Below are 21,843 nucleotides of genomic sequence, written 5' to 3' on the forward strand. Positions count from 1 at the left end.
CACTACATGAAAGATCCTAGAATACTTAAGCTGGCGGAAAATCTGGTAGGTTACTCTGTTGAAGTGCAGCCTGGAGAAAATGTATTGATCGAAATGATTGGTACAGAGCGTGACTTGCTTAACGCCATCATTCATGAAGTTGGTAAAAAGGGTGGAAATGTTTTTGTTCAGCTTACAGATCGTAAGGTGCAGAGCGCTATGCTTCGCAATGCGACAAAGGAAATGCTGGAAACTTGGGCTGAAATTGACCTCAACCGGATGAAACAAATGGACTGTTACATCGGAATTCGTGCAGGCGAAAATGTAAATGATCTGTCAGATGTACCGGAAGATAAAATGAAAATGTATAATTCAATTTATCAGCATGCGGTACATAGCGAACAACGAGTGAAACACACAAAATGGGTAGTGCTGCGTTATCCGAATGACAGCATGGCTCAATTGGCCAATATCAGCACCGAAGCATTCGAAGATTTTTATTTCGATGTATGTAACCTGGATTACGCAAAAATGGACAAGGCTCAAGATGCATTGGCAGACTTGATGAATCGGACAGACAAAGTACGGATCAGCGGTCCAGGTACTGACCTGAGCTTCTCTATCAAGCAAATCGGAGCCATTAAGTGTTCGGGTCAATGCAATATTCCGGATGGCGAAGTATACAGCGCGCCTGTACGTGATTCAGTTAACGGAACTATTAGCTATAATGCACAAACCCTGTATAATGGAATTACCTTTGAGAATGTTAAATTCCGTTTTGAAAATGGTAAAATCGTGGAAGCGACAAGCAACGATACAAAGCGGTTAAATGATATTCTCGATTCCGATGAGGGAGCACGCTATATTGGCGAGTTTGCCATCGGGTTTAACCCACACATTTTACACCCAATGAAGGATATTCTGTTTGACGAGAAGATTGCAGGCAGCTTGCACTTTACACCAGGTCAAGCTTATGAAACGGCGGATAACGGTAACCGTTCTTCGATTCATTGGGATTTGGTATTGATTCAACGTCCAGAATATGGTGGCGGTGAAATTTATTTTGATGATGTTCTAATCCGTAAGGATGGCATTTTTGTGCTGCCTGAGCTGGAGCCTTTAAATCCTGAAAACTTGAAATAACGATATCTGTTCTTGCTGAGAAAGCGATTTCAATGTATCATAATGAATGAGCATTGATACATGACAATCCAGTAAAGCGAGGGATCTTACTATGTCCAACAATAATGCGGCGGTTGTTGAAATTGCACAGACGGCGAGCAAATTCACTTCTTCCATCGTCCTTCATTCCGAAAATAAGTATATTGATGTGAAAAGTATACTGGGCTTGTTTACGACGTTGGTCAGCAGTCACAGTTATGAGCTGCATGTTCACGGGCCTGACGCCGAGGAAGCCAAAAAAGCGATTATTGAGGTGTTCCAGAAGCACGGGCTGCACATTTCAGTAGCCACCTAACTTATTGAGGAAGCAAAAGCATCCCTACCTGTAACTGTAGGGATGCTTTTTTTGTCAGGTTCTTGTATTAGCCTGCAATTTGGTCTAATATTAAGGTTAGGACGTCTTGTGCGACATTGAGACATAGGGGGGAAGAATCCATGACTTCATCTGATTTGCAGGAACAATTGAATATCAAGGCCATTAATCTGCTTCAGGAAGATGCAGATAAAATAAAGAAGCTTATTGAAGTACAGATGGAGAATCTGGCAACCCGTTATTGCCCTCTCTATGAGGAAGTGCTGGATACTCAGATGTACGGATTTTCCAAGGAAGTGGATTTTGCGGTTCGTGCCGGACTTCTTCCGGAAATGGTAGGTAAACAGCTGGTCAGTGAGCTGGAACGCAATCTGGCTATTCTATATGAGGCCATGAATAATAAGGCTAATTAGGAAGACGGTTGAATTGATGAGAGCATGCGAAGTTTGAGAGCATGCTTTTTTTGATGCCATTTTTTAAAAAGGGGACGAGAGGTCGCTTATAGCATTCACCTTTGCCCTTGAATTTTTACAGTTTAAGGGGTTATATCGTCTTAAAAATTCAAGGGCATTAGTGATCAGAAGAATAAACGAAACGCGAAGAAGTCACTACAATGTAATCTACATTTTAAACTTTGGAAGCTACACCAGGAAGAAGGATACACCCAACAATACATACACTACCAGTAGCATGAGTCCCTCATACCAGTTGGTTGAGCCGTCCTGAGTGATGGATTTGGCGATAAATACAGCGACGGCAATGGCTACCAATTCAATGGTGGTGAAAACGATATTCATCGTGTTTCCCATAAAGTAACTGACAAAAATCAGCACAGGGGCAACGAATAGGGCAATTTGCAAACTGCTGCCGACAGCAATTTCAACAGATGCACCGATTTTGTTCTTCATGGCTAGTAAAATGGCAGCGCTATGTTCGGCCGCATTACCAATAATAGCGACAAGAAATGCACCCACAAACAATTCGCTGAGTCCAAATTGAGTCGTAAATACTTCCAGTGTACCTACCAGCCATTCACTGACAAAAGCGACCATAACGGTAGCGAGTACCAAATAGGCAATGGATTTATTTCTAGACCATACAGGGGCATGCTCATGCGGCAATTCTTCATCTTTTTGTTCGGTCACGTCAGCTAAATAGTCCTTATGCGTAATCATAGAAAAAATAAGCCACGCAATATACGCGACAATGAGCGTGCCTGCAACAATGAGACTGAGTGTATCTGACTCGCTATCCGTGATCACATGTGTGTTCAGAAAGACAGCTGGAACGAACAAGGCAATAACAGCCACAATCATCAGTGAGCCACTTAATCCAGCCAGCGATATATTGAAATTTTGCACTTTATATTTCAAACCGCCAGCGAACAGACTCGCTCCGAGCACCAGCAGCAGATTGCCGATGATCGAACCGGTAAGACTGGCCTTTACCATATCGTAAAGACCTTCTTTGACAAGAAAAATGGCGATGATCAGCTCGGCTGCGTTACCAAAGGTGGCATTTAAGAATCCACCTAAACGTTGACCAGCATAATGAGCAACACTTTCAGTCGCCCTACCGAGAAAACCGGCTACGAATACAACAGAAATCGCACAAATGACAAATTGGGCTATGGCATTCCAATGTGTGTAATGAGCGACTGCACTAAGAGCAAATGTCGCTATAAGCAAAGCGGGAGATAACCATTTTTTCAATGAAGAGCACCTCGATATCAATAGATGTGTACAAGTTTGGTGAATACTGTCACTTGTATGGATTTTTCTAAATTAATATACCCAAAATGATATAGGTTGTAAACGAACGATGTTTTTATACGTAAGGTTTGCATTTGGAGTGGCTGAGGCTTTACAATACAAATAAAGGATGGATGAAGGGGGACATAGGTCATGGCAGAGCAAATTCAACAACTGGAAGCAGGAAACATCAAGATTTCCAACGATGTCGTAGGAAAAATTGCCGGGATGGCCGCATTAGAGACACCAGGCATTGCTGCAATGTCAGGCGGCTTATCGGAAGGCTGGGCCAAAAGGCTGAGCGGTAAAAATGTGCAAAAGGGCGTATCAGTGGAGGTTGGACAACTGGAAGCTGCCATTGATCTACGTATTATCGTGCTCTACGAAACACCTATTCATGAGGTGTCCCGAATTCTTCAGCAAAATGTGCGAGAAGCCGTCGAAAGCATGACGGGGTTGCGGGTCGTGGAAGTGAACGTAAAAGTGGAAGGTGTCGCGTTCAAGGACGACGCAGTGTAATAGAACCACTGCATGCTAATGGACATTTTTTCACCAATGGTATAGATGCCGGGAATTCCGTGCGATAATCCGCATAAGAACACGAAAACTGGTGGTTATAAAACGCCAGTTTTCGTTTTGTGAATCTTCTGGTTAACATTTTGCAGACGGACCTGTAGTTATATACATATACAAAAAAAGAACTTCCAATGCCACCGTGATTAGTGGTCATATGGAAGTTCTTTTTTTAGCGGTAACGGTTGGTTCTACGAGTTTGAAAGCGAGTGGGAACTTCATTACGGACCGTCACCCCTGTGGTGCGTTCTTGCACTGCTTGTTTGGTGTTCTCACGAGAAATACTGAGCATGATGCCCATAGAAAACATCATGACAAGCAGGGAGGAACCACCAAAGCTAATAAACGGAAGAGTTACGCCAGTGATTGGAATCGTTTGGGTTACCCCGCCGATATTAATGAAGGCCTGAATGGCGATCAAACCCATGATGCCAGTGCCCACCAACGTTCCGAACGGATCATGGCAACGCAGAGCAATGATCATGCCTCGCCAAATGAAATACAAATATAGCATTAGGAAAATGGCTGTTCCGATAAATCCGAATTCTTCACCAATAACTGAAAAGATAAAATCATTAAACGAGTTGGGCAGATAATGAAGCTTGATAATGCCTTTACCAAATCCTGATCCGTTTAAGCCGCCTTCGCCAATTGCTTGCAGGGACTGCACCAGATTGTATCCTGTGCCTTGTCTATACTTCTCGGGATTAAGAAAGGCTTGAAAGCGTCCGATTTTATAATCTTGCTTGGCAGCAGTAGCCTGTCCATTTGCGCTGTCGGAATCTCCTCCAAACAACGATCCAATACCAAATACGATGGAAGCGCCTAGCACGAGCAGGATGATTGATGCTGTAATGTGTTTGACGCTGGCCCCCCCGGCATAAATAATCAGGCCGCTGGTGGCTACCAAAATAAAGCAGGAGCCTAAATCCGGTTGAAGCATGATGAGTCCTGCGACAGAGCCTACAATGACCGTTACAGGTATGTAGCCAGTCCGCAAATCTCTAAATCGATCTCCTTTTTTGACAATCAGTGCGGATAAGTAAAGGATGATGGATATCTTTGCGAGTTCTGTTGGCTGGAAGCCAATACTACCAAATCTGAGCCAGCTTTTTGCACCATTCAGAGAGCCTGTAAAAAGTACGATGATTAGCAGTAATATGGTTATGAAAAATAAAGGTACAAAAAGCTTTTTATATTTTTCCATCTTAATATTCATAGCTACCAGCATAATAAAAAGTCCAAGTATAGCAAATGCGGACTGGCGCTTTACAAAATATAAAGAGTCAAAATTGTATTCTTTATTCAGCAGAGCTACGCTGGAGCTGGAGCTAAATACCATGATTACACCGAATCCAACCAGCAACAAAGTGAGGATCAGCAATTGGAAATCCGGTGTCCCTCTTCTTCGAGTCTCCGGCTTCGTATTTCTCATATCAGCTTCCCCCGGTATTCGCCGCAAGGTATATTCCTCGCAGACGTTTATCATTTTATCGTTTATCCATTTTATCATAGTATGTTTGATAGGCTTCTGCAACCATCTGGAACAACAGATATCACAACAATTCCATATCTGCTACAATAGGATAAAAATAAAGACTTGAGAGAAACGGCGCGTATGGGGTAAAGCTGCATGATTTATCGGAAGCTGTCCCGATGTTTTAAAAGGAGAGGTGGAACATAATGACACAACAGGCGATGGACCAAACCTGGTTTAATCAATTACAACAAAACATGGTGGAGTGGCGTAGACATTTACATAAGAATCCCGAAATTTCTTTTCAGGAAAGTAAAACTGCCGCTTTTGTAGCGGATAAGCTAGAGAGCTGGGGATTAGATGTTCGCCGACAGGTAGGGGGACACGGTGTTGTAGGTACCATTCGTGGTGCCAAACCTGGACCTGTGGTTATGTTACGCGCCGATATGGACGCTCTTCCTATTCAGGATGAAAAGGAATGTGAATATCGCTCCAGTGTGGATGGGGCCATGCATGCTTGCGGACATGACGGACATACGTCTGTTTTGCTTGGAACAGCATACTATTACAGTCTGAACCGTGATGAGCTGGAGGGAGAAATCCGGTTTTTGTTCCAGCCTGCGGAGGAATTGCTGCCTGGGGGTGCGGTTAATGTCATCAAAGATGGCGTACTGGAAGGTGTGGATGTTATTTATGGCATCCATTTATGGACACCCTTCTCGGTCGGGACCGCTGCGAGTTGTGCAGGGCCGTTGATGGCGGCTGCCGACGATTTTTATATTGAAATTGCAGGTAAGGGTGGGCATGGCGGTATGCCCCAGTCCACTAATGATAGTGTGGTGGCAGGCTCTGCTCTTGTTATGCAACTGCAGAGTATCGTAAGCCGTTCAGTCGACCCGTTAAAGCCTGCTGTGTTGACGGTGGGAACGATCCAAGGGGGCTCTGCGCAAAATATAATTGCAGAAACCTGCCGCTTGAGTGGAACCATTCGTACGTTTGATGAGCAGACCCGGACGGTCATGAAAGAGCGATTGCATGAGGTAACTGAGCTTACAGCAGCAACATATGGGACATCAGCAAAAATTCGTTACATTATGGGATACCCGCCAGTTGTTAACGATGCCCAGGAAGCATCCCGCTTTTTTAAGGAAGCAAAGCCTGTGTTCGGCGAGGGGAATGTACAGGAAGCGCCAAAGTTGATGCCTGCCGAAGATTTTGCGTATTATTTGGAACGTGTGCCAGGTTGTTTTATGTTCGTCGGGGCGGGTAATCCGGCCAAAGGAGCAATTTATCCGCATCACCATCCAAAATTTGATTTTGATGAGGATGCCATGATCAACGCAGTTCGTCTGTTTATTGCCATGTCTACCGGATATGTTGCTGGACGAAAAGAAGGGGCAATTAACGGCTAATACGAGCTAAATTGGGAAGGGTCCAATCTGGAGTATGAGCTGAATGAAATGGGGTACCCTACTCTTGAAAAGGAGGGAGTACCCATGAAAAAGGTTCAGGAAGTTATGACTAAAAAATGTGTAACGGTTACCCCGCAGGACAATATTTACGAAATAGCGGTCAAAATGAAAGACAATGATACTGGTTTTATCCCAGTTGTGGAAAGCGAAGGCAGTGATAAGTTGATCGGTGTGGTAACAGACCGTGACCTTGTGATTCGCGGCTACGCAGCTAAAAATTCTGGTTCTGGTTCGGTGGATACGGTAATGACAACAGGTATTCGTACAGCCAGTGCTGACATGTCAGTGGACCAAGCAGCTGAACTGATGGCAGAACAGCAAATCCGTCGTTTGCCCGTGACGGAAGGAGACCGTCTGATCGGGATTGTTTCGATTGGGGATTTAGCGGTTCGTAATATTTTTGCAGACAACGCTGGAGAGGCGCTTAGCCAAATTTCCGAGCAGGTTCACTAGAAGGATAATATAGCAGGTACCAGTTTGGGACGGTCATTATCCCGAGCTTCTGATCAGGAGTTCAACCCGAGTGTGGGTTGGACTCCTTGCTATTCCGGTTGATATGCGAATAAACGGATAAGCTATTTATTATAGAACTTTTGAGTGTCAGGAGGTAGTCATGAACCCAGATCATCCTTGTATTGTACAACGTGATTTTACCGTTCTACTGGAAATGGGTTTGCCCGATTCGGAATGGGCCCGTTCACAGTTGCAGGTTTATGCGGAACTGGTAAAAAGTCCGTCCGCTTTTCATACATATCACATCACTCCATTGTCGCTCTGGAATGCGGCCGCTCTCGGGTGGAGTGCTGAGGACATTCAAAAAAGTTTGCACTCTATGTCCCGTTGGGATATTCCGCGTGATTTGTTGAGAGATATTGAACAGCTTGTATCTCGTTACGGGACGTTGACGCTGTCACGGGCAAGTGCAAAAGAAGAACAAATTTACGACACTGATACGATTGACGCGAATCGTGATGAGCAAGAGTCAGACAGAGATACAAAGGCGAGTAAAACCAACACATACACAATAGGGGATCACTTGATCTTGACGGCAGAGACCCCAGCTTTACTGGATGAGCTATTAAACAAGAAAGAGCTAAAACAGCTTGGTTTGCTTCGCACCAATGAGACAAGTGCATCCGTACCGCCCGAAAATCGTGGCTTGCTCAAGCAGGAATTAACTCGCTTGGGATATCCTGTTGTGGATACGGCAGGTTATCTTGAGGGGAACCTGCTTCGTTTTACCTTGGGAAAGGGACAAACGGAGTTGCAGCTTCGTGATTACCAGGTGAAAGCCGCTGATGCATTTGAAGGTGCAGACGGCTTAGGGGGTAGTGGAGTACTGGTCCTCCCATGTGGAGCCGGAAAAACAGTGATCGGTATGGCAGTGATGAATCGCCTTCAGTGTGAGGTGCTTATTTTAACTTCTAATACTATCTCCGTGCGGCAATGGATCGAAGAATTGAAGCAAAAGACGAATATTCCTGTCGATTCTATCGGGGAATACAGTGGTCAGAAAAAGGAGGTGCGACCGATAACGGTGGCAACCTACCAGATTTTGACGCATCGTCGCACCAAAGACGGAGAGTTTGAACATATGAAGCTACTGAGTGAGCGGAAGTGGGGACTCATTATATATGATGAGGTACATTTGCTGCCTGCGCCAGTATTTCGAGCGACGGCTGATATTCAGGCTACCCGTCGTTTGGGATTAACAGCTACGTTAGTTCGAGAGGACGGGTGTGAGCGGGATGTGTTCTCTTTAATTGGACCCAAACGGTACGATATGCCGTGGAAGGAACTGGAACGACAGGGCTGGATTGCTCAGGTCGATTGTGTAGAGCTGCGTTTGCCCATGACCGCTGACCTTTTGGAGCGAAGTATGCGCGCTGAAGGCAGACAGCAATACCGAATTGCAGCCGAAAATCCGGCTAAGCTGGAGGCAGTACGCAGTCTAATGGAGAAACACAAGGGTCTACCCACGCTTATTATTGGTCAATATTTAGACCAGTTACGTAAATTAGCTCAGGAGCTGGACGTTCCACTGATTACGGGATCCATGACTCAGAGTGAGCGGGTGCGTTGGTTCGATGCGTTTCGCAAGAGCAGTATTCAAACCCTGTTGGTATCCAAGGTGGCGAACTTTGCGGTGGATTTGCCGGATGCAGCGGTGGCCATAGAAGTATCGGGTAGCTTTGGCTCACGTCAGGAAGAAGCGCAGCGACTTGGCCGCATTTTACGACCAAAGCCAGGCGAGAATAAAGCTTATTTTTATGCATTAGTGACAGAGAACAGTAAGGAGACGGATTTTGCAGCACGTCGTCAGCTGTTTCTGATTGAGCAGGGCTATGAATATGCGGTTCGCAGGTTTGATAGGACAATGGCTAGCAGAAGCCAGGAGGATGAGACAGAAGATGGCGGAAAGAAAAAGGAGGCCTAATCAAGGATGGGCGTAACGAATACGCAAGGCAGCTGGAATGAGCTTTCAGCGGATGAACTGCTGGTGCTTAAACGATGCTTTATCCGACATGCTGCACAGCCTATGAGGGAAGAGGAGCCTGTGCAGCTTACCCAAGGTGCCTTAAGCGGAGTCGAAACAAAACTGGCACTGCATGGGCTTCGCACCCGGGGGTGGCTGGAGGCAGTTACCAAATCGTGGGGTGAGCGGATTTTATATATTCCGGTTGATCGACTACCCGCTCTGTACGATATGTTGTTAGAGCAAACTCCAATGAACGAGATACATACGGATCATCCGATAACGGTACATGAAGCAATGACTGGACTGGAGTCAGAGTTACTGCATGTGTTGTCACGTATTGCAATACAGGGGGTTCCTTTGACGGCCAAAGGAACCATACATAAGCGGTCATTGCAAAAATTAAATGAACTTACCCCCTTTCGTCCAGAGGACCTGGAGGGACTTGGGTTGCATTATGCGCATGCCGAGCTGTATCCAGTACAAACGGTGGTCATGATCGATTTACTACTTAGTTTGGGCCTGCTTGTGAAAGAAACTGTGTCTTTCCGCATTCAGGAAGCGGAACTGGCGACATGGATTCGCTTGTCTGCTGGGCAAATGCGCAAGCATATTTTTGCCACCCTCATGGAAAGGTACGGCAAGGCTGAAGCGCCCATACAGCATTTTCGCTATATGCTGTGTGCCGTCTCGCAGTATGTAGGAACAGACGGATGGATATCTATTCAGTGTCTGCTGCAATGGATGCTTCAGGTAGGCTTAATGCCGCAAAATCGTTTAAAGGGAGATGATTCCACAAACAGTACCCTTATAGATATTGTTCCTACAAACGCAACTCTCGATGGGCTTGCGGATGAAACAGTATCTGATTTTAATTTTAATGGACCTTTTATGGAAGATATAAAGGGTTGGTTGAAGGCCCTGACGGCTTTTGGAATGGGGGATTGGGGTCAGACCACATCAGGTGAATTGTGTTTTCGCTGGAATGTCTCTGTGACAGATCTGCTTCGTCCCTATCATGACGAGGATACACATCAAGAGCAAGGTGCCTTTTATGTGCAGCCTGATTTTGAAATATTAGTGCCGCCAGATGTCGCATATGATGTGCGCTGGCGATTGGAATGCTGCTGTGAACGTGTGACAGGAGACCGGATGGTAGTATATCGGATTACCAGAGAGAGTATTACAGAGGCAATCGAGCTGGGCATGGAGTCTAAGGCGATTCCTGCTCTTTTGGACAAGTACAGTCGGACAGGGGTGCCAGAACATGTACGGCTGGCAGTAGAGCAGTGGGCAGGCGATGTCGGACGAACGGCTTTTGCGACGGTAACACTTCTGCGATGCGGTACTCAGGAGGATGCGGACATGGTTGCGCGTCATCCTGCACTGGAAGGATTACTGGAGCGACTCGGTGACAAAGATTTTATTATCCCGGTGCGCTTTGCTGACAAAATACGAAAAGCGCTCGCTACAATTGGATTAAGTCCGCGTCTTGAGCCAAAAGGTGCGGATGAGCCAGATCATCATTATCCACTTTTGACGGAGACAGAGAACCTAGAAGCAGGCCGTTCCCTATTTTCACAAGAGGGAAGAGCTGGTCTGGTTTACACAGGGCGTACGTTGCATTTCTATGAACAAGAGCACACCCTGCCTAATCCGTCCGACTATTTTCCAGAAAGATCTACAGTACCCTCTTCATGGACAAAAGAATGGAGGAGTTACCATACGTCCACTTCCAGGCAGTTGATGGAGCAAGCGATCCGTTGGCAGGCGGCGGTGGGATTGCGCATTAGTGGGAAAGAGGTTAAATGGATACCGGAATCGGTGGTTTCGGGCGATCCCTGGAGTGTCACAGGCTGGTACGCCTCAGGACTGGATGAGAAAACATCTTCTCATGCAACCTTGCAGCCAAGGGATTGGTCCGAGATGAGGTTGTTGGTTCCTTTTACATAGTCGTGTCAGGAAGTGCATGAAACTCCTTCTTCTCAAAAGAAGGATGTGGTATGATAAATGAGTCTACTTTTATTGGGTAGAACTTTATATAAAGTGAGATGACATTCATGAGCGTAGCCGAATTGAACACGGTCAATATGGCAGAAGTGCTTATTAACGCCTATGAATTGGGCGATATGGTCAACCGGTCCTTTGAGGTATCGGATTATTTATATTGGAAGCAGCGTGTGGAATTGAATCCGTCTATTCAGGCGTGTGTACGCAAGCTGGATGCCAAAAAGGAGCTTTTTGCTGAAACGGAGCGTTTTGGGCATTTTCATCCCAACTATCATGAAGCGAAGGACGCAGTGCAGGTCGTTGAACTGGAGCTAGAACAATTTGAGGCTGTTAAGGAGTTCAAACGGGCCGAAAAGGCGCTGGATGATATGCTTCATGCCATGTCTGAAACGATTGCATATTCCGTGTCCGAGACCATTAAGGTGCCGAGCAACGATCCGAATGTGAAAAAGGGCGGATGCGGCAGCGGAGGAAAATGCTCCTGCGGATAGGCCATAGGAATGATACGGAGGGGAGATGAAGCGAATGTTTGCCGAGCGGACAGGGTACATCATTTGGGTAAGCGATATCAAGGCTGCCCGCAATCTGGAGAAATACGGAAATGTCCACTATATTTCAAAGCGTATGCATTATGTAGTTATTTATATGAATGCGGATCGGGCAGAGGACACCGTTAAAAATATTCGCAGACTTTCCTATGTACGTAAGGTTGAGCGTTCTTTCCGAAATGAGATTAGGACGGAGTACAACGACGATAAGGAAAAGATGAAAGAATATGAAATATAAGCTTTGATTGTCTATACATTTAGAATTCTTAAAAAAGGTCAGCCTACGGGCTGGCTTTTTTTTGTGAAGCCAGGACTTTTGCATACTAATCTTAATGCTGTTAGACCTAAAAAATCTTTAAAAAACACCCATAAACTTCAATTTTGTAACTTGTAGTCCCGGGTCTGTTGAGGTAACATATGAATATATTGGTAGATATAAAGACCTATCTGGTGGGGAGAGTGATCCCGTGCGTGACAAGGCAATGCAGCGATGGAGTACATACGAACCGTTCTACGTGGAGATGGGCGATAAGAAAGTCGCCGATATCGTGATTACAAATCATGCGAAAACACGTTATTTAGATCGGGTAGAGCAGAAACAGTCCGAGACGAATCATATCGCCGCCTGGCTTTGGGAATGCCTGAAGCAAAACAGGATGGAGTCCTACTATCATAATGAAGAGGATGTATATTTAATTGATGGTGATCTGGTCGTTGTCGCCGAATTTGGTGAGTTGCCAGGTGAGATGGACATTGCGGGAAATCCGCTTCATAAGATGATTATTATTACCTTTTTGGGTCGGATGTCAGAGACTATCGAATTGAGGGACTTAAAATCCTACTATTCATGGTTGCGCCATTCGCGGCGCATGACACTGATGAAAAGCAGTCGTAAGCAAAAATAGACGGTGATTTGGCGAACGGTTCCATTAAAACCGCGCTCATTGACACCGTCGAGTTTGAGTAGAAGTATGCAGTTATCAGCTGCATGCTTTTTTATTTTGCAAGCATATACTCCTCATTTCGGTAAGTTTACTCGGAAATTGTTCGCAGACGTTTTTCTTATGCTAAAATAAGGAGATCAGAGGGGAGAGGGCTGTCAATATGAACTTTCATCAGCTGCACATTTTTTATACCGTAGCGGAGCGCGGAAGCTTCTCGGCGGCGGCGCAAGCGCTGCATATGACGCAACCTGCGGTGACGATGCAAATTCAATCTTTGGAAGATTATTTTGGCACGAAGCTACTGCACCGATCGACTAAAAAAATTGAGCTTTCGGAGGCAGGAGCGACATTACTTCCTTTTGCAAAAAGAAGTATGCAACTGATCAGGGAAGCTGACGAGGCAATGTCTGCTTTTACTCACATGCTGGAGGGAAGATTGCATATTGGCGCCAGCCTAACGATTGGTGAATATATTGTGCCAAGAATGTTGGGCCCGTTTGGTCAGGAGTACCCTCACATACGCATGGCAATGAATGTAATGAATACGACTCAAATTATGGATGATATACTAAAGCATCAGTTGAATTTAGGGCTGATTGAGGCCCCGGTTCAACACCCGGATATTGTGGTGGAATCTGTGATGCAGGACGAACTGAAGCTGATTGTTCCTTCGGGGCATGTGTTAGCCAAGGCCAAAAAAGTAGTTTTAGAAGATGTATTCAAGCATCCTTTTGTAGCTAGAGAAAAAGGTTCTGGTACACGACAAGTCATAGAAGACGGGCTCAAAAATCGTGGTGCGGATGCCTCTCGACTTGATATTGTAATGGAGATGGGCAGCACTGGAGCGGTCAAATCAGCGGTAGAGGCAGGACTGGGGATTACCATGCTGTCACCTTCTTCAGTCAAACACGAGGTTGCGCTCGGGTTGTTGAAAATTGTAAATATTTCAGATATTACCTTCAAACGAGAGTTTTATGCGATTCATCTGAAATCAGCTTTGTTGCCAATCCCGGTAGTAACTTTTTTATCTTACTTGCGTCGTCATGATCAGGGATTGGACGTATTCGAGGACTCGCAGGACAAACTTGTAGTGATGAAAGAGGAGGAGCAATTGCGTAATGAAGGAACAGATTAATTCACAACGATATGATCTACATACACACACCCAAGCATCTGACGGTATGCAATCACCTGCTGATAATGTGCGCTGGGCGAAGGAAAAAGGGTTGGCCGGTGTGGCTATTACAGATCATGATACGGTGGCCGGTTTGGAGGAAGCCTTGGAGGAGGGAAGACGCATTGGAATGACCGTGGTGCCGGGTGTGGAAATCAGTACACGTGCTGGTGGCAAAGATATTCATATATTAGGTTATTTTATGGATTACCGTAATAAAATATTTTTGGAACGGTTGGAAAAGCTGAGACAGGCGCGGGATACCCGTAATGATTTGATTTTGAGTCGATTGCGTAGCTTGGGCCTGGAAATCACGCTAGATGAGGTGGTGGCTACAATGGGCAGACCACTAGCGCCAGATGAAAGCATTGGACGTCCGCATATGGCAGATACCCTGGTTCAAAAAGGTTACGCGAAGGACATGCGTGATGCGTTTGACCGTTACTTGGCAGAAGGTGCGCCCGGATACGTATCTGTACCCCGTGTAGAGCCTGCGGAGGCTATAAGCTGGATTCGTGAAGCAGGAGGTGTGCCTGTAGTGGCCCACCCTGGCTTGTATGGAAATGATGAACTGGTGCGCTCCATTATAGAGGCAGCGAAGCCTGTAGGGTTGGAGGTGAGCCATTCAGACCATGATGCTGAGGCTGAGAGCCGATATACTGCAATGGCGCTGCACTATGGGCTTATCGCAACAGGCGGCTCGGATTTTCACGGTGCGCGCCAAGGTGTGATTTTCCACGGTGATCTGGGTAGCCGTAGTGTGGAAGGTCAGGTTGTCGAGGAATTGAGAAAGGCTGCTGTTGGACAAAAGTAAATGAGAAAAAGCCCCTTGCCTACCGCATGGAACACTAGAAGTGTACGTGCAACGGGCGAAGGGCTTTTTTTGTAGATTCCATATGCTGGTGGAACCTAGCCGTTTTTGATGCGGTTCGGCAGCTTTTTGACCAGTTCCTCATCAGGTGTGATAAAGAGCGTACGCTGATGATCGTAGATGACAAAGCCGGGCTTCGCACCGCTTGGCTTGCGTACATACCGAATCAAAGTGGCATCTACAGGTACGCTGCTAGACTGCTTGGCTTGGCTGAAATAGGCAGCCAGTTGAGCAGCTTCCTCCAACGTTGCGTCTCCGAATTTCTCGGCACGAATAACGACGTGTGACCCTGGAATATCCTTTGTATGCAGCCACGTGTCATTGGGTCCGGCCAGTCGATTGGTCACATATTCATTCTGCAAGTTATTTTTGCCGACCAGCAGCTCGATGCCTTCGGATGATGTATATACGTGCAAGGTCGGGCGGTCATTTTTCTTCTTTTTCTTTCCTTTTTTAACCCGATCTCTGAGATAGCCCTGCTGAACCAGCTCTTCACGTATTTCCTCAATGTCGTTAATAGAGGCATGGGCTAGCTGCTGAAGAAGATTGTCCATATAACGAATTTCTTCGTGTGTTTTTGCTAGTTGTTCGTCAATGACAGCCAGGCTGTTTTTATATTTGTTATACTTTTTAAAATAACGTTGTGCATTATCTGAAGGGTTGAGTAGCGGGTCCAATGGAATGGTGATCGCACCCTGTTCCTCGTCATAAAAGTTAGTGAGTGTTACTTCCTTGTCTCCCTTTTTTACCTCATGCAGTGAAGCGAACAGCAGCTCTCCGTAAATCCGAAATTGATCGGCATCTTCCGCTTCAGCCAAATCTTGATGGAGATGATCGAGTTTTTTTACGTTTTTGCTCCGCTCGTTTTGTAGAAACCGCAGTAGGTCGCTAACCTTTTGCTTAACCGTGTCCCTTTCTGCTTTTTCACCGAAAAAGTCCTCCATACACTCACTGATGGTAGCGTATTCCTTACGTTCTCCTTCGATCAGCGTCAGTGGAATGGCTGAAAATATTACTTTATCTTGTGCGTTCAGTCCAGATACTGGCTGAAAACGATGATTCCGCACGTCATCCATAATGTCACTGAATGTCCTCCACAGTCGACGATCCTTGTCACCAGATGCTTCTTCGTTAGATGCTCGGATTAGTATCTCTTCAGCAATGAGGGGACTAAGTCCGGTAAAAGTGTTCACGAGCCAGCGTTTGGGAGCTTCTTCGGCCTCAAGGGCTGCTTGATACGAGGAGATGAAGGCTGCTTCTTCGACTTCTAGTGGATTCAGCTTATTTTGTTCAGGAGGTTCCGTATATTGAAAGCCTGGCATAACGACCCGATAGCTGCTGATAGAGGGTGTGACATGATGAATGCCGTCCAGCATCATACCTGTTTCCGGGTCAAGCAAAATAATGTTGCTATGTCTACCCATCACTTCAATAATAATGCGCTTCAATGAAATATCCCCCAGCTCATCACGCTGACGTATATTCATATGAATAATGCGCTCCATGCCCACCTGCGTGATGTTCTCAATAATGCCTCCTTCGCAATGTTTGCGAAGAAGCATACAAAACATGGGAGCTTCTGTCGGATTGAGAAAGCTTTGCTCTGTAAAATGTACGCGCGGAAATGTCGGATTAGCCGACAGCAACAGCTTTACACTCCCGCCTTGTGCCCGCAGGTTCAGCACGATATCGCGTTCGTTTGGCTGATGTATTTTATTAATGCGCCCGCCCCGGATGGCTTGCAGTTCGTGTACGATAGCGCGGGTTACGATTCCGTCCAATGCCATAATGTATGTTCTCCTTTGAAGCAAATGTATTTTCGCCTTCCTTCTATGATACATAACTTTGGGACAAAACTTAAGCGGCTTTGTGATATTTCGAGTCCTGTCCGAATAGATTGAATCAAGAAAGTCTGTCCAGCATATCAGCAATCGTGGCACAAAAATAGAATAACGGGCAGCCATCCTACGCACAACCGACGGAAACGGACTATCTGACCGGGAGGGAATTGGGGAGAATGGAACAAGCACACTGGCACCAATTAAGCAATGAACAGCTTTCAACTAGTCTGGAAGTCGACCCGAAGCAGGGTCTTTCGGAGGAACAGATTGCGGAACGAAGAGAAAGGACGGGTTGGAATGAGCTGAGCGAGGGCAAGCGTGTTTCGGCAATTTTGCTGCTGCTCAACCAGTTCAAGGATTTTATGATGCTTGTATTGATGGGAGCGACCCTGATCTCTGGCCTACTCGGCGAGTATCTGGATGCGATTACCATTATTGCTATCGTTGTGCTAAATGGAATTCTCGGCTTTGTGCAGGAATTCAGAGCTGAACGTTCATTGCGAGCTTTAAGACAGCTTTCGGCTCCAACCGCCAAGGTGCTGCGAGGCGGCAAACGAATACATGTTCAGGCCAGAGAACTGGTGCCGGGCGATATCGTGCTGCTGGAAAGTGGTGATCGTATCCCTGCAGATGTAAGGTGGTTGAGTACAAACGGCTGTGATGTCGAGGAGTCTGCCCTGACAGGTGAATCGGTTCCGGTGAGTAAGCATTCCCGTCCTATTCATGCCGCCGAAGTACCTCTTGGGGACCAAAAGAACATCGGTTTTATGGGCACCATGATGACCAGAGGCACCGCACAAGGCGTGGTCATTCGCACAGGCATGAGTACCGAAATGGGAAAGATCGCAGACTTGATCGAAAATACGGAGTCGCAGGAGACACCGTTACAGCACAGACTGGAACAGTTGGGCAAAATTTTGATTATTGTGGCGTTAGCGCTAACCGTGCTCGTGGTCATAGCGGGTATTTTGCATGGTCAGCCAGCCATGAGCATGTTTTTGGCCGGCGTGAGCTTGGCTGTGGCAGCCATACCAGAAGGATTGCCCGCGATTGTAACCATTGCACTCGCTTTGGGTGTACAGCGTATGATCAAACGCAAGGCCATTGTGCGCAAGCTGCCTTCCGTTGAGACGCTCGGCTGTGCGTCTGTCATTTGCTCTGACAAAACGGGCACACTGACCCAAAATAAAATGACAGTCACCAAGCTGTGGCTGGATGGTCGTTTCTGGGGAGTTACCGGGGAAGGTTATGATCCACACGGTCATATTATGGACAGGGATCTTCCGGCCGACCTAAAAAACGGACAATCCTTGCGTAGATTGCTGCAAGCTAGTGTACTTTGTAATAATGCGGAGATTGTTCAAGCTGACATAGATGAGCTGCGTTCAAAAAAGAAAACCAAAGAGCCGACGCCTTCCGCTGTTTGGGAGCTGAAAGGTGATCCGACAGAAGGAGCGCTGGTCACGTTAGCTGCCAAAGGCGGAGTCACGCGACAAGGGCTATACGAACTGTACACACGGGAGCGAGAATTTCCTTTTGACTCAGATCGGAAGCGGATGTCGGTACTCGTACGCCACCAGGGAGGACATATTGTATTTGCCAAAGGAGCGCCAGACGTGCTACTGGGTCAGTGCTCTTACATTTTATGGGAAGGGAATGTCGTTCCGTTAACGGGTACGCTGCGCCAAAAGGTATTGGCAGCCAATGAAGGTATGGCATCGGAGGCGCTGCGTGTACTTGGCGTCGCTTACCGTGATATCCGCTCGCATGAGCGTGTCTCTACGGTTGAGGAGGCTGAAACACAGCTGATTTTTATCGGCCTGACCGGCATGATTGATCCGCCACGCCGCGAGGTTCGCGAGGCCATTGGCAAGTGCCGTCGTGCTGGCATTCGCACGGTGATGATTACGGGCGATCATGGCACAACTGCGGAGGCCATTGCACAGCAGCTGGGCATTCTCCAACGCGGCTCAAATGTATTGACAGGACAGCAACTGTCTCTCATGGATGATGCGGCGTTGGATAACGTTGTTGATACCGTCTCTGTGTATGCGCGGGTGTCGCCGGAACACAAGCTGAGAATTGTCAAGTCGCTGCAAAGACGCGGACATGTCGTAGCTATGACCGGAGATGGCGTCAATGACGCACCTGCGATCAAGGCATCGGATATCGGTATTGCCATGGGCATTACAGGAACAGATGTGACCAAAGAAGCAGCTGCACTTGTACTGAGTGACGATAATTTCTCAACTATTGTAGCGGCAATTGAGGAAGGACGAAATATTTACGAGAACATCCGTAAATTCATACGTTATTTACTCGCTTCCAATGTTGGCGAAATTTTGACGATGTTCTTTGCCATGATGGCTGGGCTGCCGCTACCTTTGTTACCCATTCAGATTTTGTGGGTGAACCTGGTAACTGACGGTTTGCCAGCGATGGCTCTGGGTGTGGATCAGCCGGAAAAGGATCTTATGGAGCATAAGCCTCGTGGCGCAAAGGAAAATATTTTTGCACGTCGACTGGGCTGGAAAATTATTAGTCGCGGTCTGTTGATTGGCCTATGTACACTTGCGGCCTTTTGGTTGACATTACGGATTGCTCCGAATGATGCAGGGCAATTGATCAAAGCGCAGTCGGTTGCATTTGCTACGTTAGTGCTGGCGCAGTTAATTCATGTATTTGATTGCCGTAGCTCCCGCTCCGTTTTCCATCGTAATCCGTTTCAAAATAGTTATCTCGTGCTTGCCGTACTGTCCTCCATTGTACTGATGCTGGTTGTAATGTATGTGCCTGTGCTGCAACCTATTTTCAAAACGGTACCCCTTGGTTTACGTGAATGGGCACTATCTATTGTCGCAGCTGGAATTCCTACGTTCCTGATGGGAGCGGGAAGTGTATGGGGCGGTCGACGTAACCGTCGTCACGGCGGAAATACACGATTTTCAGCGGGACGTACAAAGTTCTCAGCCTAGAATTCGGGTCTTGCATATCGCATCGCTTTCACGCTTTTGCCCTGTATGATATTATGGGATCAAAGCTTCAAGAGGAGCATGACATCAGCAGCAACGGCGGGGGGAAGCTATGGAATTCACTAAAATGAATGGTCTGGGTAATGATTTTATCGTTTGGTACGGGCATCAGGAATTGCCGTCTGACGCCTCGGAATTAGCTGTTCGGCTATGTGATCGACATTTTGGTATTGGCGCCGATGGATTGGTATATATATTGCCGTCTGAAAAAGCAGATTTTCGCATGCGCATCATTAACTCAGACGGCTCGGAGGCCGAGCAATGCGGTAACGCTATTCGTTGTGCTGCCAAATATGTGTATGACCGTAAGCATATCAACCGTGAACAGATCACGATTGAGACGCTGGGTGCAGGTGTGCAACAGGTTGAACTGACTGTGGAAAACGGAACTGTACGAATGGTAAAGGTAGATATGGGAGAGCCGATTCTGGAAGGATTGAAAATTCCAACTACACTCGATTTGACTAACGTAATAGATGAGCCCATTGAAGCTGGAGGAAGTGGTTTTCGCTTTACGGCTGTTTCTATGGGAAATCCGCACTGTGTCATTTATGTTGAGGATGCGCCTAGCTTTGATCTGGAGGCCTGGGGGCCAAAGCTGGAGTGTCATCCATTGTTCCCTAAAAAAACAAATGTTGAGTTCGCCACGGTACAGAGTCGGAAGCATATAGATATGAGGGTATGGGAGAGGGGAGCAGGACCTACGCTAGCCTGTGGAACTGGAGCCTGTGCTACGCTTGTTGCTTCTGTACTAAATGGATACAGCGACCGCCGCGCCATGGTAAGCCTAAAGGGCGGCGATCTGGATATTGAATGGAGCGAGGATGATAATCACATTTATATGACAGGGCCGGCTGAGATTGTGTTCGAAGGTCGTATATAGAAGTGAGGGTGAAGAAGACCTTAGCAGGTCTTCTTTTTTTGCCCTTTTATGCCGCTGTTTACTGGGAAAATGGTGAACAGAGCGATATTCTGTCTTTTTTTGACGTCTGAACGATGTATAATATAGAAAATGAGAAAACGATAAGGAGGCCGTTCATAGTGCGGAAATTTCGTTGGGTATCAGCAATTGCAATCCTCATTCTTATAGCCACCGCGCTTCCGGTTCAAGCGGCGACTATTCCTGCTGCCACAGAAACGACGGACAAGCAGGTTGGTTCGCTAACTCCGACAGTCGTAAGCCGTTTAGAAAAAGCAGTGCAAGAACTTATCGGTTCAAAAACTGCATTTCAATTTGACGATGTAACGGATATGGGGAAAACCTGGATTGTCGAGGGTGAATTGGAAGATGGAACAGCTACGTTACAGACAGAATATAATAAAGAGAAAAACAGAGTAGATTCTACAACCATACGATATAAAATAAGTAGTTTGGGAAAGGCGATGAACGCGCCACTCAAGGCAAAAGTATTAAACAGCGCCAAAGCGTTTGACAGCAAGCGCCCCTTACAATTTGAAGCATTCTGGCGAGTCAAATCCCCTTATCAGTCCAACAAGCCTTCAAATTACTGGGTATTCTGGGGGGCAGGAGAAAAAGCTTCCTCATTGTATGTTGATGTGGATCAAGGTAATGCTATTACCGTCAATGCGGACTATGCACTGAAGCAGGTGGATCCTGTGTTACTGAACCGTGCAATGAACACGTTTAAGCGAGTGAGTGGACAGCGAATCACAGTGCAGCATGTCTCACGGTACAAGGATGAGAAAAAGGGGCTTTCTTATTGGTCGTTCGAGGATGCAAGCGAGGCGAATGAAGTCAAAATTGGTGCGGTAACCGGTAAAGTGCTGGCTGTATCCACATCAGGGATGGACTGGAATGATGACGCAGATTTCAAAAAATCTTTTGCAAGTCCAAAATATACCGCCGCCGAAGCATTGAAGCTGGTCAAGCCTAAGGTTCAACTATTGTTCAATATCAATGTGTCCGGCTATAAAGTGAATGTTCAAGGAAATCAATATACGTTCTCCCAAAAGGGGACGGATTCTATTGTGGCTAAAGTAAATAAAAAAGGGACTTTTTACGAGTTTTCTCTCCATTCTTCTGATGGGAAAATGCTATGAAAATGTAGTGGTAAATAGAAAATGATAACTCAAGTTGCCTTACTCCTGGTATCATTTTGTCGGGGCGTGAGGCGGCTTTTTTTGTTTTTGGCTTATGTTTGTAGTCTCTTTATGTTACATTAGTATGAAAATAAAGAGC

19 protein-coding genes are annotated in these 21,843 nt (G+C 46.4%); 16 read left to right on the forward strand and 3 right to left on the reverse strand.

Features of this window, described 5'->3' with window-relative positions:
* The first annotated feature begins 6 nt into the window (after positions 1-6).
* From G7035_RS17965 to G7035_RS17975, 3 genes are all read left to right on the forward strand, one after another.
* Positions 7-1,122: an aminopeptidase gene (locus G7035_RS17965; protein WP_019687956.1), complete on the forward strand. Its 1,116-nt coding sequence runs from the start codon at positions 7-9 to the stop codon at positions 1,120-1,122.
* A gap of 91 nt (positions 1,123-1,213) precedes the next feature.
* Positions 1,214-1,456: an HPr family phosphocarrier protein gene (locus G7035_RS17970; protein ID WP_013371869.1), complete on the forward strand. Its 243-nt coding sequence runs from the start codon at positions 1,214-1,216 to the stop codon at positions 1,454-1,456.
* A 140-nt stretch (positions 1,457-1,596) separates the two neighbouring features.
* A complete protein-coding gene (locus G7035_RS17975; RefSeq protein ID WP_007431028.1) occupies positions 1,597-1,887 on the forward strand; it encodes an Fpa/YlaN family protein in 291 nt (96 codons plus the stop codon).
* Positions 1,888-2,115: 228 nt separating this feature from the next.
* Here G7035_RS17975 and cax read toward each other — a convergent pair whose 3' ends face one another.
* Positions 2,116-3,186: a calcium/proton exchanger gene (gene cax, locus G7035_RS17980; protein WP_013371868.1), complete on the reverse strand. Its 1,071-nt coding sequence runs from the start codon at positions 3,184-3,186 to the stop codon at positions 2,116-2,118.
* A gap of 192 nt (positions 3,187-3,378) precedes the next feature.
* Between cax and G7035_RS17985 the strand changes: the two genes are divergently transcribed.
* The gene (locus tag G7035_RS17985; RefSeq protein WP_013310912.1) at positions 3,379-3,744 is read left to right on the forward strand and encodes an Asp23/Gls24 family envelope stress response protein; all 366 of its coding nucleotides are present in this window, start codon (positions 3,379-3,381) and stop codon (positions 3,742-3,744) included.
* A gap of 226 nt (positions 3,745-3,970) precedes the next feature.
* Here G7035_RS17985 and ftsW read toward each other — a convergent pair whose 3' ends face one another.
* On the reverse strand, positions 3,971-5,233 hold the full coding sequence (gene ftsW / locus G7035_RS17990) for a putative lipid II flippase FtsW (protein ID WP_016822369.1): 1,263 nt from the start codon (positions 5,231-5,233) through the stop codon (positions 3,971-3,973).
* Positions 5,234-5,481: 248 nt separating this feature from the next.
* On the opposite strand from ftsW, the gene G7035_RS17995 reads away from it, so the two are divergent.
* The 9 genes from G7035_RS17995 to G7035_RS18035 all read left to right on the forward strand — a co-directional run bounded on the left by G7035_RS17995 (position 5,482) and on the right by G7035_RS18035 (position 14,713).
* Positions 5,482-6,687: a M20 family metallopeptidase gene (locus G7035_RS17995; RefSeq protein ID WP_016822368.1), complete on the forward strand. Its 1,206-nt coding sequence runs from the start codon at positions 5,482-5,484 to the stop codon at positions 6,685-6,687.
* 84 nt (positions 6,688-6,771) lie between these two features.
* Positions 6,772-7,200: a CBS domain-containing protein gene (locus tag G7035_RS18000; protein WP_013371865.1), complete on the forward strand. Its 429-nt coding sequence runs from the start codon at positions 6,772-6,774 to the stop codon at positions 7,198-7,200.
* Positions 7,201-7,360: 160 nt separating this feature from the next.
* Positions 7,361-9,184 (forward strand): DNA repair helicase XPB, encoded by a 1,824-nt coding sequence (locus G7035_RS18005; protein WP_019687955.1) that lies wholly within the window; start codon positions 7,361-7,363, stop codon positions 9,182-9,184.
* A 6-nt stretch (positions 9,185-9,190) separates the two neighbouring features.
* Complete coding sequence (locus G7035_RS18010) at positions 9,191-11,176, forward strand: helicase-associated domain-containing protein (protein ID WP_019687954.1); 1,986 nt, start codon at positions 9,191-9,193, stop codon at positions 11,174-11,176.
* 107 nt (positions 11,177-11,283) lie between these two features.
* Positions 11,284-11,724, forward strand: a complete 441-nt coding sequence (locus G7035_RS18015) for a YlbF/YmcA family competence regulator (protein ID WP_016822365.1) — start codon at positions 11,284-11,286, stop codon at positions 11,722-11,724.
* A 34-nt stretch (positions 11,725-11,758) separates the two neighbouring features.
* Positions 11,759-12,019, forward strand: a complete 261-nt coding sequence (locus G7035_RS18020; RefSeq protein ID WP_017427798.1) for a YlbG family protein — start codon at positions 11,759-11,761, stop codon at positions 12,017-12,019.
* A gap of 229 nt (positions 12,020-12,248) precedes the next feature.
* The gene (locus G7035_RS18025) at positions 12,249-12,686 is read left to right on the forward strand and encodes a hypothetical protein (protein WP_016822364.1); all 438 of its coding nucleotides are present in this window, start codon (positions 12,249-12,251) and stop codon (positions 12,684-12,686) included.
* A gap of 199 nt (positions 12,687-12,885) precedes the next feature.
* Positions 12,886-13,860, forward strand: coding sequence for a selenium metabolism-associated LysR family transcriptional regulator (locus tag G7035_RS18030; protein WP_016822363.1), 975 nt, complete (start codon positions 12,886-12,888; stop codon positions 13,858-13,860).
* Complete coding sequence (locus G7035_RS18035) at positions 13,844-14,713, forward strand: PHP domain-containing protein (RefSeq protein ID WP_016822362.1); 870 nt, start codon at positions 13,844-13,846, stop codon at positions 14,711-14,713. The genes G7035_RS18030 and G7035_RS18035 overlap by 17 nt, the downstream gene beginning before the upstream one ends.
* 95 nt (positions 14,714-14,808) lie before the next feature.
* Here the strand turns inward: G7035_RS18035 and G7035_RS18040 are convergent, their stop codons facing one another.
* The gene (locus G7035_RS18040) at positions 14,809-16,557 is read right to left on the reverse strand and encodes an Rqc2 family fibronectin-binding protein (RefSeq protein WP_016822361.1); all 1,749 of its coding nucleotides are present in this window, start codon (positions 16,555-16,557) and stop codon (positions 14,809-14,811) included.
* Positions 16,558-16,787: 230 nt separating this feature from the next.
* On the opposite strand from G7035_RS18040, the gene G7035_RS18045 reads away from it, so the two are divergent.
* The 3 genes from G7035_RS18045 (at position 16,788) to G7035_RS18055 (ending at position 21,704) form a co-directional block, all read left to right on the forward strand.
* Entirely contained in the window at positions 16,788-19,586 is a 2,799-nt protein-coding gene (locus G7035_RS18045) for a calcium-translocating P-type ATPase, SERCA-type (RefSeq protein ID WP_019687953.1), read from the forward strand.
* A gap of 109 nt (positions 19,587-19,695) precedes the next feature.
* Positions 19,696-20,526: a diaminopimelate epimerase gene (gene dapF, locus G7035_RS18050; RefSeq protein WP_019687952.1), complete on the forward strand. Its 831-nt coding sequence runs from the start codon at positions 19,696-19,698 to the stop codon at positions 20,524-20,526.
* Positions 20,527-20,684: 158 nt separating this feature from the next.
* Complete coding sequence (locus tag G7035_RS18055) at positions 20,685-21,704, forward strand: hypothetical protein (RefSeq protein ID WP_019687951.1); 1,020 nt, start codon at positions 20,685-20,687, stop codon at positions 21,702-21,704.
* Positions 21,705-21,843: the final 139 nt, after the last annotated feature.

It is taken from the genome of Paenibacillus polymyxa, assembly GCF_015710975.1.
GTDB classification, from domain to species: Bacteria; Bacillota; Bacilli; order Paenibacillales; family Paenibacillaceae; genus Paenibacillus; species Paenibacillus polymyxa.

Excerpts from the sequence above, each read along its gene's own strand:
- G7035_RS17965 (WP_019687956.1), top strand. The coding sequence starts at position 7 with ATGAAAGATCCTAGAATACTTAAGCTGGCGGAAAATCTGGTAGGTTAC.
- G7035_RS17970 (WP_013371869.1), top strand. The coding sequence starts at position 1,214 with ATGTCCAACAATAATGCGGCGGTTGTTGAAATTGCACAGACGGCGAGC.
- G7035_RS17975 (WP_007431028.1), top strand. The coding sequence starts at position 1,597 with ATGACTTCATCTGATTTGCAGGAACAATTGAATATCAAGGCCATTAAT.
- G7035_RS17985 (WP_013310912.1), top strand. The coding sequence starts at position 3,379 with ATGGCAGAGCAAATTCAACAACTGGAAGCAGGAAACATCAAGATTTCC.
- ftsW (WP_016822369.1), bottom strand. The coding sequence starts at position 5,233 with ATGAGAAATACGAAGCCGGAGACTCGAAGAAGAGGGACACCGGATTTC.
- G7035_RS17995 (WP_016822368.1), top strand. The coding sequence starts at position 5,482 with ATGACACAACAGGCGATGGACCAAACCTGGTTTAATCAATTACAACAA.
- G7035_RS18000 (WP_013371865.1), top strand. The coding sequence starts at position 6,772 with ATGAAAAAGGTTCAGGAAGTTATGACTAAAAAATGTGTAACGGTTACC.
- G7035_RS18005 (WP_019687955.1), top strand. The coding sequence starts at position 7,361 with ATGAACCCAGATCATCCTTGTATTGTACAACGTGATTTTACCGTTCTA.
- G7035_RS18010 (WP_019687954.1), top strand. The coding sequence starts at position 9,191 with ATGGGCGTAACGAATACGCAAGGCAGCTGGAATGAGCTTTCAGCGGAT.
- G7035_RS18015 (WP_016822365.1), top strand. The coding sequence starts at position 11,284 with ATGAGCGTAGCCGAATTGAACACGGTCAATATGGCAGAAGTGCTTATT.
- G7035_RS18020 (WP_017427798.1), top strand. The coding sequence starts at position 11,759 with ATGTTTGCCGAGCGGACAGGGTACATCATTTGGGTAAGCGATATCAAG.
- G7035_RS18030 (WP_016822363.1), top strand. The coding sequence starts at position 12,886 with ATGAACTTTCATCAGCTGCACATTTTTTATACCGTAGCGGAGCGCGGA.
- G7035_RS18035 (WP_016822362.1), top strand. The coding sequence starts at position 13,844 with ATGAAGGAACAGATTAATTCACAACGATATGATCTACATACACACACC.
- G7035_RS18040 (WP_016822361.1), bottom strand. The coding sequence starts at position 16,557 with ATGGCATTGGACGGAATCGTAACCCGCGCTATCGTACACGAACTGCAA.
- G7035_RS18045 (WP_019687953.1), top strand. The coding sequence starts at position 16,788 with ATGGAACAAGCACACTGGCACCAATTAAGCAATGAACAGCTTTCAACT.
- dapF (WP_019687952.1), top strand. The coding sequence starts at position 19,696 with ATGGAATTCACTAAAATGAATGGTCTGGGTAATGATTTTATCGTTTGG.